Genomic DNA, 16,619 nt, shown 5'->3' with positions numbered 1-16,619 from the left:
GTACGGCACGGCCCCGTACGGCACGGATCCGCACGCCACAGACCCGTACAGCGCAGACCCGTACAACACGGATCTCACGACAGAGAGGAGTTGACGACAGGTATGAGCCTCCGCTCCCGTATCGCCGCCCCCGACGACGGCGGAGCCGCCCGCGAGGACGGGCACCTCGTCGCGGTCTACCGCGCCAAGCTCCTCGAAGAGATCGACCTCGCCGAGATGTCCGGCCTCGCGGCGGCCGAACGCCGGGTCCGCCTGGAGCGCGTCCTCGGCCACATCATCAGCCGGGAGGGGCCCGTCCTCTCCTCCGCCGAACGGTCCCAGCTGATCCGGCGGGTCGTCGACGAGGCCCTAGGGCTCGGTGTCCTCGAACCGCTCCTCGCCGACGCGTCGATCACCGAGATCATGGTGAACGGCCCGGACTCGGTCTTCGTGGAGCGGGCGGGCCGCGTCGAACAGCTCCCGCTGCGCTTCGCCTCCACCGAACAGCTGATGCAGACGATCGAGCGGATCGTCTCGACGGTCAACCGGCGCGTCGACGAGTCGAACCCGATGGTCGACGCCCGGCTCCCCACCGGCGAACGCGTCAACGTCATCATCCCGCCGCTCGCGCTGACCGGCCCCACCCTCACGATCCGCCGCTTCCCGCGCGCGTACACGCTCCCCGAACTCATCGGCCTCGGCTCCCTCGACGAGCAGATGCTGATGCTGCTGGCCGCCTTCGTCCGCGCCCGCTTCAACCTGATCGTCAGCGGCGGTACGGGCTCCGGGAAGACGACCCTGCTCAACGCCCTGTCCGGGCTCATCCCGCCCCACGAGCGCATCATCACCATCGAGGACTCCGCCGAACTCCAGCTCCAGCAGGAGCATGTGATCCGCCTCGAGTCCCGCCCGCCCAACGTCGAGGGCAAGGGCCGGATCACCATTCGAGACCTGGTCCGCAACAGTCTGCGAATGCGCCCCGACCGGATCATCGTCGGCGAGGTCCGCGGCGGCGAGACCCTCGACATGCTGCAGGCGATGTCGACGGGCCACGACGGCTCCCTCGCCACCGTCCACGCCAACTCGGCGGAGGACGCGCTGATGAGGCTGCAGACCCTCGGCTCCATGTCCGAGGTGCTGATCCCCTTCGAGGCGCTCAAGGACCAGATCAACTCCGCGGTGGACGTGGTCGTCCAGCTCGCCCGCTACGCCGACGGCTCCCGCAAGGTCGTGGAGATCGCGCTCGTCGTGTCGCACGGCCGCGAACAGTTCCGCATCGCCACCGTCTCCCGCTTCGTCCCCCGGCCCCTCGGCCCCGACCGGGTGGTCCGCGGCCACTTCGAGCACCTTCCGCTGCCCCGGCCGGTCGCGGAGAAGCTGTACGTCGCCAATGAACCGCTTCCGCCGGCCTTCGGCGTCGCGGAGGCCATCGACGTACTGCACACCCGGCAGGCCCTCGGATGACCCCCGCTCACGAGAGGAGCGAGCCATGAACGACCCCGCCCTCCTCACCCTCGGCGCCACCATTCTCACCGGCACGTTCGCCGTGGCCGGCGTGCTCGCGTACGCCTCCGGGCGCGCCCAGCGCCAGGCGCTCGTCGACCGGCTCTCCGGCAGCGCGCCGGGCCCGATCCGTACGGCGGCCGGCCGTGTACGGCGCTTCGTGGGCGTCGACCGCCGGCTGCGCCGCACCCGACTGGGCCGCACCATCCAGCTACGCCTGTCCGCGACCGGCCTCGACCTGACGGCAGGCGAGTTCCTCGTCTACGTCACCGCCGTCGTCGTCGTGCTGTGGCTGATCGCGGCGTCGACGCTGGCTCCCTTCTTCGGCCCGATCGCCGGGCTGGTCGGTGTGTGGAGCGCGGCCATCTTCCTCAACTGGCAGCGACAGAGGCGCATCGAGGCCTTTATCAACCAACTCCCCGACGTGGCACGCCTGCTGGCCAACGCCGCGGCCGCCGGTCTCGCCCTGCGCACGGCACTGGCCATGGCGGCGGAAGAGCTGGAGGCCCCGGCGGGCGAGGAACTGGCCAGGGTCGCCGACCAGCTGACGCTGGGCCGCTCGGTCGACGACGCACTCGACGAACTCGCCGAGCGCCTCCCCTCCCGCGAACTGATCGTGCTGGTCACCACCCTCGTCCTGGCCAACAAGGCCGGCGGGTCGGTGGTGAGCTCGCTGCGCAACCTCACTCACACCCTTGAAGACCGCAAGGAGACGCGGCGCGAGGTCCGCACGATGCTCTCCGAGGTCAACGCCACCGCCTTCACGGTGCCGCTGCTCGGTCTCGGCTCCCTCATCCTGGTCAACTCCTCGAACGACGGAGCCCTCGCCCGTGTCACCGGTTCCCCGCTCGGTCAGGGCCTGGTGCTGCTCGCGCTCGGCCTCTACACGGTCGGCTTCTTCGTCATCCGCCGCCTCGGCAAGATCGAAGTGTGAGGGGGAGACCACGATGCTGCCGCTGTTCCTCGCCCTGCTGATGGCCGTCTCGGTCGCGGGTGTCCTCCTCGGCATCCGGATGATCCGGGCGGACGCGAAGCTGCCGGGCGACCTCGCGCTCGCCCTGGAGGTGGGCGCCACCCGCGTCTCCAAGGCCGGCTCGGCGGTCGACCGCCTCGGTATGCGCTTCGCCCCGCTCGTCCTGCGTCTGATGGGGCCACGGCGGGTCGACATGAAACGCCGCCGTATCGACATGGCGGGCAACCCGGGCGGTCTCACCCTGCACCGGTACGCCGCGCGCCGGGCGGTGTACGGCATCTTCGGCCTCGTCCTGGGCCTGGTCTTCCTGACGAACGGCCAACTCCTCTTCGCGGCCTTCACCTTCGCCTTCGGAATGTTCGCCGCCGACGCCCTGATCTGGCAGGCCATCCGCGAGCGCAAGGACGTCATCGACCGCACACTGCCGGACTTCCTGGACGTCCTCGCGGTCGTCGTCTCGGCGGGCCTCGGCTTCCGTCAGGCACTGGACCGGGTCGCGGAGAAGTACGAGGGCCCCTGGGCGGACGAGCTGAGGATCACCCTGCGCCAGATGGACATGGGGGTCAGCCGCCGACAGGCCTTCGACGAACTGCGCAGGCGCAACTCCTCGGAGCAGGTCGCCCAGTTCGTCTCCGCCCTGCAGCAGGGGGAGGAGCTCGGGTCCCCGATCGCGGAGACGCTCATCCAGCTGGCCACGGACATGCGGCGCACGGATGCCCAGAACGCCCGCCGTCGCGCGACCAAGACGGTTCCCAAGGCCACGCTGGTCACCCTGGTCTTCATGCTTCCGGCGACGATGATCCTGATCGCCACGGGCATGTTCCTGGGTTCGGGGACGAACTTCGGATCGATTCTGGGCCGATGATGAGCAGCCGCACCGGTCGCCGCACACCCGGATACCTGGAGGACGACGCTCCGCCCCCGGCCAGCGTCCGCCTCCAGCTGGGTGCGCTCCAGGCCCTCTGCCGCCAGACCGTGGCCGTGCGCCTCGCCATGGTGGTCATCGGCGCCCCCTTCGCCCTGGCCCACGCCCCGCACGGCGGACCCCGCCATGCCGCCCTCGCGGCGGCCGTCCTGGGCGTCATGGGGTCGTACGCCGTGCTCCGCGACTGGGACCGGGTCGGCCCCCGTCTCCTCGCCCACCCCACACTGATGGCACTGGATCTGCTGTTCGTGGCCACCCTCCTGCTCACCGCCTCCCCGGCCTCCCCGCTCGCCTACGCCACGGTGTGCACCCCGCTGCTGTCCGGACTGCTCTACGGCTGGCGCGGCGCGGGCGTCATCACCGGCCTCCAACTGGCCGTCGTCCTCGCCGTGTTCCGCGCCTGGCAGCACCGCCCCGGCGCCGGTGTCAGCACCCTCCTCGTCGTCGGCTTCTGCATCGCCGCTGGCATCATCGGCGTGACCCTGCGCAATCTGATGTTTCGCGTCGGCGCGGCCGGCGAGGCGCTGTCCGAGGCCAACGCCCGGCTCGCGGCGGCGGAGGCCGTGGAGTCCGAACGCGCCCGGCTGGCCCGGGAGATGCACGACTCGGTGGCGAAGACGCTGCACGGTCTGGCCCTGGCGGCGGAGGCTCTCGCGTGCTCGGCGGACCGGTGCGACCCCGAGACGCTCAAGCGCCAGGCGACCCTGGTGGCCGGTACGGCGCGCCGGGCGGCGGCCGAGTCCCGCGCTCTGCTGTCGGACCTGCGGCGGCACACGGACTTCACGACGGCGCATCTGGACCTCGCCGCGGAACTCGCGCTTCGCTCCGGGGAGTTCGCAGGCCGCAGCGGTTGGGACGTGGACCTGCGCAAACCGGATGCGCCTCTGCTCCTCCCGTACGCCACGGCACACCACGTACTCGCGATCGTCACGGAGGCGCTGGAGAACGCCCACCGCCACGCTCACGCGACCCATGTACGAATCGACCTCGAGGCGACCGGCCACGACGTGACCGACCTCGACGCGACCGAACCCCACCCGACCGAACCCCACTCGACCGAATCCGCCTCGACCGGCAACGCCGCCTTCGATCTGCGGATCGCGGACAACGGTGTCGGTCTGCCCCCGGACGCCGCCCCCGGGGATCTGGCGAAAACCGGCCACTTCGGTCTGCTGGGTATGACCGAACGCGCCGCGTCCCTGGGCGGCCGCCTCCGTCTGGGCCGCTCCCCGCTGGGCGGCGCCGAGGTCCATCTGCACGTCCCTGTCCCCGCGACCGCCCCCCACGCTCCCCAAGAGGAGGCCGCCCATGCCTGACCAGGCACTTCCCGGCCCGCCGCTGCGCGTCCTCGTGGCCGACGACAACCCGGTCGTACGAGCGGGTCTGACCGCCCTGCTCTCCGTCCACGCCGATATCGATGTGGTGGCGGAGGCCGCGGACGGCGGACAGGCGCTCGCCCTGGCAACCCGGCACCGGCCCGACGTGGTCCTCCTGGACGTCCGCATGCCCGGCACGGACGGCCTGACCGCACTGCCGGAACTGGCCCGCGTGGCGCCCGTGATGATGCTGACGTACAGCCGGGAACCCGAGGTGGTGACGGAGGCCCTTCGCCGCGGCGCCTCCGGCTACCTGGTCCACGGGGAGTTCACGACGGCAGAACTGATCACCGCCGTACGAGCGGTGAGGGAGGGCCGGCCGACGGCGACCCGGTCCGCCGCCCGTGTCTCGTCCTCGTTCGGCGTTTCCTACGAACCGAAGGAAACTTCTTCGCACCTGCAACCTGTTGTGTCACAGTCGTCGATGGCTCGGCCCGGCCGTGCGGGGAGTTCGCGGCGCCGTGCCGCAGCGTGGCTGGACTTCGGTCTGAGCTCAAGGGAGGTGGAGGTCATGGATCTCATTGCATCCGGTATGAACAACCGGCAGATCGCCGCCGCCTGCTTCATCAGCGAGAAGACGGTCAAGAATCACATCAATCGCATCTTCGCAAAGCTGCACAGCTCTTCGCGCAGCGAAGCGATCGCCCACTGGCTCGGCACCGCGCGAGAGGGGTGGGGCCGATGACCTCCTTGGGCCGGCGAAGTTGGGCCCCTGGACCCACTCGGAGTAAAGGAAGTTTCACGTACGGTGCATGGGTTGGTGCCAGTCGCATCGGGCGGGAGGGCAGGGGCCGTGATGGCAAAGGCGAGGCGCAGGGCGGGAGCCTGGGGACGCACCGTGGTCTCCCGGATGCGGGGGGCCGGGCGGGACGCCGGGGCCGGGTTCGTGGAGTACGCCGGACTGATGATCATCGTCGCGAGCATCTTCACGATGATTCATGGGCTGGGGCTGGACGGCGCGATCTCGGGAGCGATCATGCGCGCCGTGAACAACGTCATCGGCGGCTGACCGCCCCACACCGGCTGGACGACCGCGGACAGACGCTCCCCCTCTACATCTGGCTGACGGGGATCCTGCTGTTCGCCGCGCTCGCCTTCTTCGTCTTCGCCCAGGCGGCGTCCGCCCGCAATGGAGCCCAGTCCGCGGCGGACGCAGCGGCGTTGGCCGCCGCGCAGGACTCCCGCACGGAGTTGATGACGCGTCTGCAGGATGCCATCGGCCATGACGACCACTGGCTGGACTGGCTCAACGGAAGCCAGTTCGAGGGGACCGGGGCTACCGCCGCGGCCGAACGGCTCGCCAACGACAACGATGCGACCGTACCGGGTGGGGCGGTCCCCACCACCGTGAACGGCTACCCCGGCTATCGGGTCGCGATCGAGACCCGGTACACGGTCGGGAAGTCCATCATTCCGGGCACCGAGACCCAACACGCCAGGGCGGTGGCCACCGCCGTCATCCAACCGCGCTGTGCCTTCGCCCGGAACGCCGACCCGAAGAAGCCCCTACAGCTGAACTGCGGTGGCCAACTCGTCAACATCGACCCCAGTCACTTCCAATCGGGCGACCTTCCTGACGCGTCCGTGCTGTTCTCTGTGCATCTGGCCGAATGAAAGGAAGCCGTACCGATGGACTTTCGGCACACCATGAAGGGCCGCAGGGCGTTGAGCGCTGTAGCGGTCACGACCGGGCTGCTCCTCACGGTGGCCGGCTGCGGTGGGGGAGGCGGCGGAACGTCGGACAAGGGTGCGGCGGCTTCCTCCGCTCCCGCACGGAGCGGAGGCAGTGATCAGAAGGAGTCCCAGGCCCCCCAGTCCGACAAGGTGCTCGCCGAGGTCAAAGGGGAGAACGGACTGACGCTGACGGTCACCTCGGCCGAGCGGAAGAGCGGCGGCTTCGTGACCGTCGAGGGGACGGTCACGAACAACACGGGCACCCTTTGGGTCGCGGCGAACTGGCGCGGCGACGAGCAGGAATTGGCCCGGAACGGCGGGTCCGTCGCAGGAGCGACCCTGGTCGACGCGAAGGGCAAGAAGAGGTACTTCATCCTCCGGGACACCGTGGGCCGCTGCCTCTGCACGCAGTTCACGGGCGGCGTCAAAGACGGCGGGACGGCGCAGTGGTTCGCCCAGTTCCCCGCCCCACCCGAGGGCACCAACCAGGTCGACTTCCAGGTCGGCGCCATGCCCCCGGCCTCCATCGAGATCTCGCAGGGATGAGGTGACCATGGCCCTCGCCCCCCGTACCGCCACCGCACTCACGGCGGTCACCCTCCTCGCCCTGATCGGCGTGCCCCGGGCCGCCGCCGCCAACGGTCCGAGCGCGCCGCCCGGCACCGTCACCACCTCCCCGCCCCCCTCCGTCGACCCCACCAGCCCGGGCCTGAAGCTTGCCCCCGGGGCCACCCTCGCGCCCGCCAAGGTGCTGGACATCAAATCCGTCGTGGAGGACCTCGGCGGTGAGGAGCGGCGGACGGACACGAACGAGAACGTCACCTTCGCGCTCCAGGCCGAGGTGCTGTTCCCCAAGGACAGCGCCAAGCTGAACCCGGAGGCCCGTTCCCGTATCACCGCCATCGCGGACGAGATCAAGAAACAGAACGCCACGAACGTCCGCGTCTTCGGCTTCACCGACAACCTCGGCACGTACGCCCACGGCCTGGTCCTCTCCAAGCAGCGTGCGGAGGCGGTCCACGACCAGCTGGCCGCGAGCCTCGGCGGGAACTTCACCTTCGAGGTGCGCGGCTACAGCGAGGACTACCCGATCGCCGACAACTCCACGGAGGAGGGCCGCCGCAAGAACCGCCGCGTGGAGGTGTCCTTCCCGAGGGGGGAGTCGCCCTCGAACTCGGGGGCCGCCGCAGGAGGCTGAGCACGGCGGCCGAACTCCCGGTGCCGCCTCCCCGCCGACGTGGCGCGGCTGCGCGATGCTCATGGGGTTCAGTAGGCCGGCGTCGGAACCGGGAGCTGCCATGAGAAAGATCGTCCTGATGATGTCCATCTCCCTGGACGGCTATATCGAGGGCCCGAACCGCGAGATCGACTGGCACCTGGTCGACAACGAACTGCACCAGCACTTCAACGACGTGCTGAAGGAGATGGGCGCCTTCCTCAACGGGCGCGTGACCTACCAGCTCATGGCCGGTTTCTGGCCCACCGCCGACGCCGATCCGCACTCCACGGGACCCATGGTCGAGTTCGCCCGGATCTGGCGGAACATGCCGAAGGTCGTGTTCTCCCGGACCTTGCAGCACGCCGACTGGCACACCACCATCGTCCGGGACGTCGTCGTGGACGACATCCTCGCGCTCAAGGCGCAGGACGGCGGCGACCTCGCGCTCGGCGGCGCCGACCTCGCGGCCGACTTCCTGCGGCTCGACCTCGTCGACGAGTTCCGGGTGTACGTCCATCCGATCCTCGTCGGCCGCGGCCAGCGCCTGTTTCCGGAGACCGACGACCTGACCGCCCTCCGCCTGCTGGAGTCCCGCAGATTCGGCAACGGTGTGGTTCTCCTGCACTACGAGCGCCCTCGCCCGGGCGGCCATTAAATGTGTTGTCCCTCCCGGGCGGGCCCGCTAGGAAGACCGTATGACTGGACTCGGTGCTGTGTTCCGGCCCCAACTGCCTCCCGAGCGGCTGCGCTCCATCGCGCGGCTCGCGGACGAGTCGGGCCTCGACGAGCTGTGGCTGTGGGAGGACTGCTTCCTGGAGGGAGGGATCTCCGCCGCGTCCGCCGCGCTGGCCTGGACCGAGCGGCTGCGGGTGGGCGTCGGACTGCTGCCGGTGCCGCTTCGGAACGTCGCGCTCACCGCGATGGAGACCGCCACGCTGGAGCGTTTGTTCCCCGGGCGGCCGATCCTCGGCGTGGGGCATGGCGTGCAGAGCTGGATGGGACAGGTCGGCGTCCGCGCCGAGTCGCCCCTGACGCTGCTGCGCGAGTACCTCGACGCCCTGCGGGCGCTGCTGCGCGGCGAGCGCGTCACCACCGACGGGCGGTACGTGAAGCTGGACGGCGTCGCTCTGGACTGGCCGCCCGCTCAGACGGTCCGCCTTCTCGCCGGGGCGACCGGGCCGCGCTCGCTGCGCCTGTCCGGGGAGGCGGCGGACGGCACGATCCTGACCGCGGCCACGGCACCGGAGGGCGTACGACGGGCCCGTCAACTCATCGACGAGGGGCGGGAGTCGGCGGGGCGCACCGATCCGCACCATGTCGTCGTCTACCTCCACACGGCCACGGGCCCGGACGCCGCCGCCCGGCTGCGCGCCGAGATCGAGGCGAACCGGGAGGACCCGGTGCCGGAACACGGGGTGGCGGGGGACGCGGACGCGGTCGCCAAGGCCGTCCAGCGGCTCGCCGACGCGGGCGCCGACACGGTGATCCTCCAGCCGACCGCGGACGAGCCGGACCCGGAGGCCTTCATACGCTTCGCGGCCCACGAGGTACGCCCGCTGGTGCCGTAGCCGAGGCGGGAGGTGGCGCGTTCGGACAGGTGTCTGGGACCCGGGCGGGTTTGTCCTGTTCCTGCCCCATCGGCACAACCGGCGCAGGCCTGTCCGCCCGGACGCGGTGGCCGGTCCGTCGCACGCGTGCACACCCGCCCCGCTCCGAACGAAATTCGTTCGCCTTGCGGCCCCGGCCCCTGGAAGATCGTCGTATGACCACCCGCCCCGCCTTCGAAGACCTCGTCCGGGAGGCCGAGGAGGCCCCCGTCGACGGCTGGGACTTCTCCTGGTTCGAGGGCCGGGCCACGGAGGAGCGGCCCCCGTGGGGATACGCGCGCCGGATGGCCGAGCGGCTCGCGCACGCCCGCGCCGCGCTCGACGTCCAGACCGGGGGAGGTGAGGTCCTGGCCTCCGCCCCGCTGCTGCCCCCGCTCACCGTCGCCACCGAGGGCTGGCCGCCGAACGTCGCGAGGGCCACCGCCCTGCTCCATCCGCGCGGCGCCGTGGTCGTCGCCTCGCCCGAGGACGTCCCGCTGCCGTTCGCGGACGCCGCCTTCGACCTCGTCACCAGCCGGCACCCGGTGCGGACGTACTGGCAGGAGATCGCCCGCGTTCTGCGCCCGGGCGGCACCTACCTCTCCCAGCAGGTCGGCCCGGCCAGCGCCTTCGAGGTCGTCGAGTACTTCCTCGGGCCGCAGCCGGAGGAGGTCCGCACCGCACGCGACCCCGGGCTCGCGCGGGACGAGGCCGAAGCGGCCGGTCTGGAGGTCGTCGGCCTCCAGGAGGCCCGCCTGCGCATGGAGTTCCACGACATCGGCGCCGTCGTCCACTTCCTGCGCAAGGTGATCTGGATGGTGCCGGGTTTCACCGTGGAGCGGTACGAACCGCGGCTGCGGTCCCTGCACGAGCTGATCGAGTCCGAGGGGCCGTTCGTCGCCCACAGCACCCGCTTCCTGATCGAGGCGCGCAAACCGGACGCCTAGGCGGGACGGGTGTCCGGATGATGAGACAGCCGCACCCCGGGGTTTCCACATCGTTATGGAGTGCGGCTCGCATCACCCGCATGGCTCACGTAAGTTCGGACCAAGGTTATTCGCGTAAGCAAAGCTGCGCGGGCGGCATCGCGCAGTGGAGGGGGCTGCGCGGTGTCATGCGCACCGCGCCGACGCTCCGTCAGGTCTCCAGCACGGCGATCCGCACCCCGCGCCGTATCCCCCACCGCTCCATCGACCCCGCCTCCGCCTCGAGCACATGACGGGCGCGCAGGCGGGGCAGACCGATCCGCCCCGGCCGCATCGTCCGTACCGCAATGACACGCAAGCTCCGGTCCAGATGGGCGACGTCGATCGCGAACCGCATCCCCAGTGTGTGGACCGCGCTCGCCGGACTCAGCAGCAGCGCCCCCGCCACTCCGTCGCGCCCGAGCAGCCCCCGCCGCCGGGCCCGTGCCGACCGGGCGATCTCCAGGGGGACGGGAGCGGGCGTCTGCGCCGTCGTGAACGTCGCCATGACTCAGAAGTTAGCGACTGGCGTCAAGTCGACGTTCCCTGGCGTGTCACCCACTGGGAGTACGCCGGGACATGTCACCGAGCGACCCGCAACATGGCTCAAATCCCTTGGATACCTCAGGATTCGGTCAGATTCCCTTTGAATCACCTGTGATCCAGCCATGATCACGCCCTGAATGAACGCTTCCGGGATCACCGTCGCGTCGCCGAACGATTTCGGAGAGTAGTTGTTTCACGCCGATGCACGCGCCAGACCTTACGAAGGGTTATGGTGGAAGCCCCCCCTCGGGCCGGTCCGTCTCCCCCCCACGGACCGGCCCGTTTTTCTTTCCCGTCGGGCCCGTACGCTCAGCCAGGCCCGCCCGCCGAGTGCCCGGCGCCCTCGCGGCGTGCGACGCCCCGGGGGGGGGCCAGCACGTGTGTGCAGCCCCGAAACCCCGGGCCCGTGGGGCCCGCGTTCACGGCTACGAACCCCGGACAGGGCGCTGACACCCCTTGGCGGTGCAGAGGTGCTCCAGGGGTAGGCTTCCCCTTCGGGGACCGCCATCTGACGGGATCGCGCACGCCCGCACCTGTCTGATCCGCACGGAGGGGCTGACTTCACGTGAACCTGCGCGACAAGCTGCGCGGCCTGCTGGTCAGGCTGTACGCACGCCGGGTGGAGGGCCACCTGGACCACGCTCAGGTGCCCAAGCACATCGGCGTCATCATGGACGGCAACCGCCGCTGGGCGAAGGCGGCGGGCTCCACCGCCGCGCAGGGCCACCGGGCCGGCGCCGACAAGATCGAGGAGTTCCTCGGCTGGTGTGCCGAGACGGACGTCGAGGTCGTCACGCTCTGGCTGCTGTCGACGGACAACTTCGACCGGCCGAAGGAGGAGCTGGTCCCGCTCCTCGGGATCATCGAGGACGTCGTCCGCTCCCTCGCCGCCGACGGCCGCTGGCGGGTGCACCACGTGGGTGCGCTCGACCTGCTGCCGCCGCAGATGCAGGCCGTCCTCAAGGGAGCCGAGGAGACCACCGCCCACAGGGACGGGATACTCGTCAACGTGGCCATCGGCTACGGCGGCCGCCAGGAGATCGCCGACGCCGTCCGCTCCATGCTCCTCGACGCCCAGGACAAGGGCACCTCGATGGAGGACCTCGCCGACTCCGTCGACATCGACATGATCGGCAGACACCTCTACACGAGTGACCAGCCCGACCCCGATCTGGTGATTCGTACGAGTGGCGAACAGCGGCTGTCCGGTTTCATGCTGTGGCAGACGGCCCATTCGGAGTACTACTTCTGCGAGGTCTTCTGGCCGGCCTTCCGCAAGGTCGACTTCCTGCGCGCGCTGCGCGACTACGCGGCGCGACACCGCCGTTACGGCGGCTGACGACCCCGTCGGGATGGCCGTGCACCGGCGTCGGAGCACCCGGGCACGCCGCGCCGGACATCACCCGTTCCTCACCCGTTCGGGCGCACATGTCACAAGGAGTTCACCGGCGCGCCGTCATATGCCCTGGCATGGCAGCGCGTGTTCGAGGGCATAAGCCAAGCAGGTCGACACCCGAACCACGGGCGTCGTATCTCAGCGGACGGCTCGGGGCCGTCCGCCCGGGAGGCCCTTTGCACCAGCCCGACCGTGCGGTCACTGCACGGAGGAAGCAGCGGAGGGCCGGTTTCCGGCCCGCGGACCGCGGTCGGCAACCGGCCGTCTTCCTTCCGCCCGCCCTCGCGGCCTTCTTCCCGCCCGCGCTCGTGGTGGTCTTCCCGCCGGCCCTCCCGGATTCCCTTCTCGTCGCTCCCCGACCTCATCCGAGGGGGTACGTCCTTCCGTGGTGACCAGCGCAAAGCGCCACAAGCCAGACCGGCGCACCTATGTTCTCGACACCAGCGTCCTGCTGGCCGACCCGAACGCCATGAGCCGCTTCGACGAGCACGAGGTTGTGCTGCCGGTCGTCGTGGTCACGGAGCTGGAGGCCAAGCGGCACCATCCCGAACTCGGTTATTTCGCCCGGCAGGCCCTGCGCCTGCTCGACGACTACCGGGTGCGGTACGGCCGACTCGACGCCCCCATCCCGATCGGGGACCTCGGCGGGACACTCCGGGTCGAGCTCAACCACTCGGACCCCAGCGTGCTGCCCACCGGCTACCGCCTGGGGGACAACGACTCCCGCATCCTCGCGGTCGCCCGCAACCTGCAGGCGGAGGGGTTCGACGTCACGGTCGTGTCGAAGGACCTCCCGCTGAGGATCAAGGCCTCCTCCGTGGGCCTCCTCGCCGAGGAGTACCGCGCCGAACTTGCCATCACGGATTCCTCCGGCTGGACCGGGATGTCCGAACTGACCCTGTCGGCCGAACAGGTGGACATCCTGTTCGAGGACGGGCACGTCCACGTTTCCGAGGCCACCGGTCTGCCGGTGCACACCGGCCTGACCATCCAGTCGGAGCGGGGCAAGGCGCTCGGCCGTGTCACGGCGGAGGGCGACGTCCGACTCGTGCGCGGGGACCGGGAGGCGTTCGGTATCAAGGGCCGCAGCGCGGAACAGCGGATCGCCCTCGACCTGCTGCTGGACCCGGACGTCGGGATCGTGTCGATGGGCGGCCGGGCCGGCACCGGCAAGTCGGCGCTCGCGCTGTGCGCGGGTCTGGAGGCGGTGCTGGAGCGCAGGCAGCACCAGAAGGTGATGGTCTTCCGGCCGCTGTATGCGGTGGGCGGGCAGGAGCTCGGCTATCTGCCCGGCACCGAGGCCGAGAAGATGAGCCCTTGGGCGCAGGCGGTGTTCGACACGCTGTCCGCGGTCACCAGCCGCGAGGTCATCGAAGAGGTCACCGCGCGCGGGATGCTGGAGGTCCTGCCGCTCACCCACATCCGCGGCCGCTCCCTCCACGACGCCTTTGTGATCGTGGACGAGGCCCAGTCGCTCGAACGGAACGTCCTGTTGACCGTTCTGTCCCGAATCGGCGCGAACTCACGGGTGGTTCTCACCCATGACGTGGCCCAGCGGGACAACCTGCGGGTGGGCCGGTACGACGGAGTCGTCGCCGTGGTGGAGAAGCTGAAGGGGCATCCGCTCTTCGCGCACGTCACCCTCACACGGTCCGAGAGGTCCCAGATTGCTGCCCTTGTGACCGAAATGCTGGAGGACGGTCAGATCTGAACCATCTGTTCAACCTGAGGTGGTTACCCGTCGGTTGGCGCCGCCCGGCAAAGGCCAAGAGCCTAGCCGGGCGGCGCCTTGGTGTGCGGTAGTTTCCATGAATCCGTTGGGCCAAACGAGGTGTGAGCTTTCACACTCAGCGCGGAATTGCCTCCCGGCGCCGTATTACGGCAGAGTCTCATTCCTGTCAGGCCCCGCATACGACACACCGGTACCCCCAGCGGTACGGCACAACTAGAACCATCCAGAACTCCATAGAGCTGTCGTATGCCGCCCGAGCACCACGCGGCGCTCCCGTTACGGGGGTTGCCCACCGGGCCCGTGCCTCCCGTGACCCCGCAGTTGGGAGGCCAGCGTCAGGGGCACGATTGCGTCCGCCAGGGTCACCGAAGCGGACGATGCTGGAAGGAAAACCGTGTGAGCCGGATTTCGGTCCGGGGATTCGCAGTGGCCTCGGCCACGGCGGTCACCGCTGTCGGGAGCGTCGTCGGAGTTGCCTCGGGCAGCACCGCCCAGACCAACGACGCCGAGCCGACGGCAAGCGACACCACGCTCCTCGCGGACATACCCGCGGGTCAACAGGCGCAGGTGCAGACCGCCTCCCTGACTCAGCAGGCCGACGCGCAGGCCATTGCCGCCGACGCGAGCGCCAAGAAGGACGCCGAGGCGGCCGCCCGCAAGCAGGCTGCCGCGGACGCCGTAGCCAAGCAGAAGGCGGCGGCGAAGGCCGAGGCGGACGCCAAGGCGCGCCAGGAGGCCGAGACCAAGGCCAGCCGCGACTCGACCCGTGACGTGTCCAGCTTCCCGGTCCAGGGCTCTTACACCGTCGCGCAGATCCAGGCGATGGCCCGTCAGCTGGTGGCGGGCGATCAGTTCCAGTGCTTCAGCAACATCGTGGACCACGAGTCCAGCTGGAACTACCAGGCGGTCAACGCGTCCTCCGGTGCGTACGGCCTCTTCCAGGCCCTGCCGGGCTCCAAGATGTCGTCCGTCGGCTCCGACTGGCAGACCAACCCGGCCACGCAGATCAAGTGGGGCCTCAACTACATGAACAGCCGGTACGGCAGCCCGTGCCAGGCCTGGTCGTTCTGGCAGGCCAACAGCTGGTACTGAGCCGTGGAGCCGCCATGCGCGGCAGCTCAACCTCACGAAGCCCCTCACCGTCTAAGGGTGAGGGGCTTCGGCCGTTTTTACCGGCCGTCGGCCCTCGCCATGTACGGTCGGAACCGACGACTCCAGGGGGGAGTGGTGGGGAGCACCCGGGGACGCGGGGGAAGAGGACGGATCATGTCAGAAGTGCCAGGGTGGCTCGCCCGACTCGGGGCCGGACTGACCCAGATGGGGGAGCGGCTGGACGAACGCCGCGCCGAGGTCGAGAAGCACACCGACCCCGAGCCCCCTCCGGCACCGGACCTGGTCCCGCCGCCTCCGGCGTACGCACCCGCCGTCCACGTGCGCCCGCAACCCGTCGAGGCGGTGCCGTGGGGCGTACGAGTCGCGGCCGAGGCGGGCTGGCGGTTGCTCGTCCTCGCCGGCACAGTCTGGGTGCTGATGCGGGTGATCAGCGCCGTACAGCTGGTGGTGCTGGCCTTCGTGTGTGCGCTGCTCATCACGGCGCTGCTGCAGCCGACCGTGGCCAGGCTGAAACGTCTCGGTGTGCCGAGGGGGCTCGCGACCGCGCTGACCGCGATCCTCGGCTTCGTCGTCATGGCTCTTATCGGCTGGTTCGTGACCTGGCAGGTCATGGAGAACATCGACTCGCTCTCCAACCAGGTCCAGAACGGCATCGACGAGCTGCGGAAGTGGCTGCTGAACAGCCCCTTCCATGTCACGGACAAGCAGATCAACGAGATCGCGAAGAACTTGCGGGACGCGATCGGGGCGAACACGGACCAGATCACATCGGCGGGTCTGGAGGGCGTCACGGTCATCGTGGAGGCGCTGACCGGCATCCTCCTGACGATGTTCTCCACCCTCTTCCTGCTCTACGACGGCCGCCGCATCTGGGAATGGACGCTGAAGCTGGTGCCGACGGCGGCCCGGCCGGGGGTGGCGGGCGCGGGCCCGCGGGCATGGCGCACGCTGACGGCCTATGTCCGCGGCACGGTGATCGTGGCTCTGATAGACGCGATCTTCATCGGCCTGGGGATCTACTTCCTGAACGTCCCGATGGCCGTGCCCCTCGCCGTCTTCATCTTCCTCTTCTCCTTCATCCCGCTGGTGGGCGCGGTGGCGTCGGGCGCGCTGGCGGTGGTGGTCGCGCTGGTGACGCAGGGCGTCTTCACCGCCATCATGACGCTGCTCGTGGTGCTGGCCGTCCAGCAGATCGAGGGCCACATCCTGCAGCCGTTCATCCTGGGCCGGGCGGTCCGGGTCCATCCACTGGCGGTGGTGCTGTCGGTGACGGCAGGCGGGATCGTCGCGGGGATCGGCGGGGCCGTGGTGGCGGTGCCGCTGGTGGCGGTGTCCAACACGGTGGTGGGCTATCTGCGCACGTACGCGGGTATCACGCCACCGCAGCAGTACGACGTCGTGGAGCGGGATGCGGCACCGGCGGGACCGGCTGAACCGGCGGTGGCCGAACCGCCCTCCGCCTAGCGCGGGCATGACGCAAGGGGCCTGCCCCCCAGCCTCGGGCTGGGGGGCAGGCCCCTTGCGGCGGATGAGCCGTTACTCGGCGAGGACCGCCTCCGCGTCCAGCGTCACGCCGACGGCCTGGATCACCGAAGCGATCTTGAAGGCCTCCTGGATGACCTCACGGTCCAG

Annotated in this window: 17 protein-coding genes and 1 pseudogene; 16 read left to right on the top strand and 2 right to left on the bottom strand. The window is 70.1% G+C overall.

The genetic code is table 11. The features are described from left to right. Positions 1–102: 102 nt before the first annotated feature. The 12 genes from AAW14_RS34735 (at position 103) to AAW14_RS34680 (ending at position 10,182) form a co-directional block, all read left to right on the top strand. Positions 103–1,443, top strand: a complete 1,341-nt coding sequence (locus tag AAW14_RS34735) for a CpaF family protein (RefSeq protein WP_265568433.1) — start codon at positions 103–105, stop codon at positions 1,441–1,443. Between the two features lie 25 nt (positions 1,444–1,468). Beyond that, the gene (locus AAW14_RS34730; protein WP_265568432.1) at positions 1,469–2,416 is read left to right on the top strand and encodes a type II secretion system F family protein; all 948 of its coding nucleotides are present in this window, start codon (positions 1,469–1,471) and stop codon (positions 2,414–2,416) included. Positions 2,417–2,429: 13 nt separating this feature from the next. After that, the gene (locus tag AAW14_RS34725; RefSeq protein ID WP_265568431.1) at positions 2,430–3,320 is read left to right on the top strand and encodes a DUF5936 domain-containing protein; all 891 of its coding nucleotides are present in this window, start codon (positions 2,430–2,432) and stop codon (positions 3,318–3,320) included. Then, positions 3,317–4,696: a sensor histidine kinase gene (locus AAW14_RS34720; protein ID WP_265568430.1), complete on the top strand. Its 1,380-nt coding sequence runs from the start codon at positions 3,317–3,319 to the stop codon at positions 4,694–4,696. Before AAW14_RS34725 ends, AAW14_RS34720 begins: the two co-directional genes overlap by 4 nt. Then, positions 4,689–5,441, top strand: coding sequence for a response regulator transcription factor (locus AAW14_RS34715; RefSeq protein ID WP_265568429.1), 753 nt, complete (start codon positions 4,689–4,691; stop codon positions 5,439–5,441). Before AAW14_RS34720 ends, AAW14_RS34715 begins: the two co-directional genes overlap by 8 nt. Before the next feature lie 111 nt (positions 5,442–5,552). After that, complete coding sequence (locus AAW14_RS34710) at positions 5,553–5,765, top strand: hypothetical protein (RefSeq protein WP_265568428.1); 213 nt, start codon at positions 5,553–5,555, stop codon at positions 5,763–5,765. Continuing rightward, positions 5,762–6,370, top strand: coding sequence for a pilus assembly protein TadG-related protein (locus tag AAW14_RS34705; RefSeq protein WP_265568452.1), 609 nt, complete (start codon positions 5,762–5,764; stop codon positions 6,368–6,370). The genes AAW14_RS34710 and AAW14_RS34705 overlap by 4 nt, the downstream gene beginning before the upstream one ends. Positions 6,371–6,385: 15 nt before the next feature. Further along, positions 6,386–6,976 (top strand): hypothetical protein, encoded by a 591-nt coding sequence (locus AAW14_RS34700; RefSeq protein WP_265568427.1) that lies wholly within the window; start codon positions 6,386–6,388, stop codon positions 6,974–6,976. A gap of 7 nt (positions 6,977–6,983) precedes the next feature. Continuing rightward, on the top strand, positions 6,984–7,628 hold the full coding sequence (locus AAW14_RS34695) for an OmpA family protein (RefSeq protein WP_265568426.1): 645 nt from the start codon (positions 6,984–6,986) through the stop codon (positions 7,626–7,628). 100 nt (positions 7,629–7,728) lie between these two features. Further along, a complete protein-coding gene (locus tag AAW14_RS34690) occupies positions 7,729–8,304 on the top strand; it encodes a dihydrofolate reductase family protein (RefSeq protein ID WP_265568425.1) in 576 nt (191 codons plus the stop codon). Between the two features lie 40 nt (positions 8,305–8,344). Beyond that, the gene (locus AAW14_RS34685) at positions 8,345–9,217 is read left to right on the top strand and encodes an LLM class flavin-dependent oxidoreductase (protein ID WP_265568424.1); all 873 of its coding nucleotides are present in this window, start codon (positions 8,345–8,347) and stop codon (positions 9,215–9,217) included. A gap of 194 nt (positions 9,218–9,411) precedes the next feature. After that, entirely contained in the window at positions 9,412–10,182 is a 771-nt protein-coding gene (locus AAW14_RS34680; protein WP_265568423.1) for a class I SAM-dependent methyltransferase, read from the top strand. A 190-nt stretch (positions 10,183–10,372) separates the two neighbouring features. On the opposite strand, the gene AAW14_RS34675 is transcribed toward AAW14_RS34680, so the two are convergent. Then, positions 10,373–10,708: a DUF192 domain-containing protein gene (locus AAW14_RS34675; RefSeq protein WP_265568422.1), complete on the bottom strand. Its 336-nt coding sequence runs from the start codon at positions 10,706–10,708 to the stop codon at positions 10,373–10,375. 603 nt (positions 10,709–11,311) lie between these two features. Here AAW14_RS34675 and AAW14_RS34670 point away from each other — a divergent pair. The 4 genes from AAW14_RS34670 to AAW14_RS34655 all read left to right on the top strand — a co-directional run bounded on the left by AAW14_RS34670 (position 11,312) and on the right by AAW14_RS34655 (position 16,451). Beyond that, entirely contained in the window at positions 11,312–12,085 is a 774-nt protein-coding gene (locus tag AAW14_RS34670; protein WP_265568421.1) for an isoprenyl transferase, read from the top strand. Positions 12,086–12,527: 442 nt separating this feature from the next. After that, positions 12,528–13,853: a PhoH family protein gene (locus tag AAW14_RS34665; RefSeq protein WP_265568420.1), complete on the top strand. Its 1,326-nt coding sequence runs from the start codon at positions 12,528–12,530 to the stop codon at positions 13,851–13,853. 417 nt (positions 13,854–14,270) lie between these two features. Further along, positions 14,271–14,966 (top strand): transglycosylase SLT domain-containing protein, encoded by a 696-nt coding sequence (locus AAW14_RS34660; RefSeq protein WP_265568419.1) that lies wholly within the window; start codon positions 14,271–14,273, stop codon positions 14,964–14,966. Positions 14,967–15,140: 174 nt separating this feature from the next. Then, positions 15,141–16,451 (top strand): AI-2E family transporter, encoded by a 1,311-nt coding sequence (locus tag AAW14_RS34655; RefSeq protein ID WP_265568418.1) that lies wholly within the window; start codon positions 15,141–15,143, stop codon positions 16,449–16,451. Positions 16,452–16,523: 72 nt separating this feature from the next. Here AAW14_RS34655 and AAW14_RS34650 read toward each other — a convergent pair. Continuing rightward, positions 16,524–16,619 (bottom strand): annotated as a pseudogene (locus tag AAW14_RS34650) (alkyl hydroperoxide reductase); the annotation flags it as partial.

Origin of the sequence: Streptomyces hygroscopicus (assembly GCF_026168105.1) — a bacterium.
GTDB classification, from domain to species: domain Bacteria; phylum Actinomycetota; class Actinomycetes; order Streptomycetales; family Streptomycetaceae; genus Streptomyces; species Streptomyces hygroscopicus_D.
The sequence above is the reverse complement of the archived record's forward strand: the minus strand, read 5'-3'. Positions and strand labels throughout refer to the sequence as shown.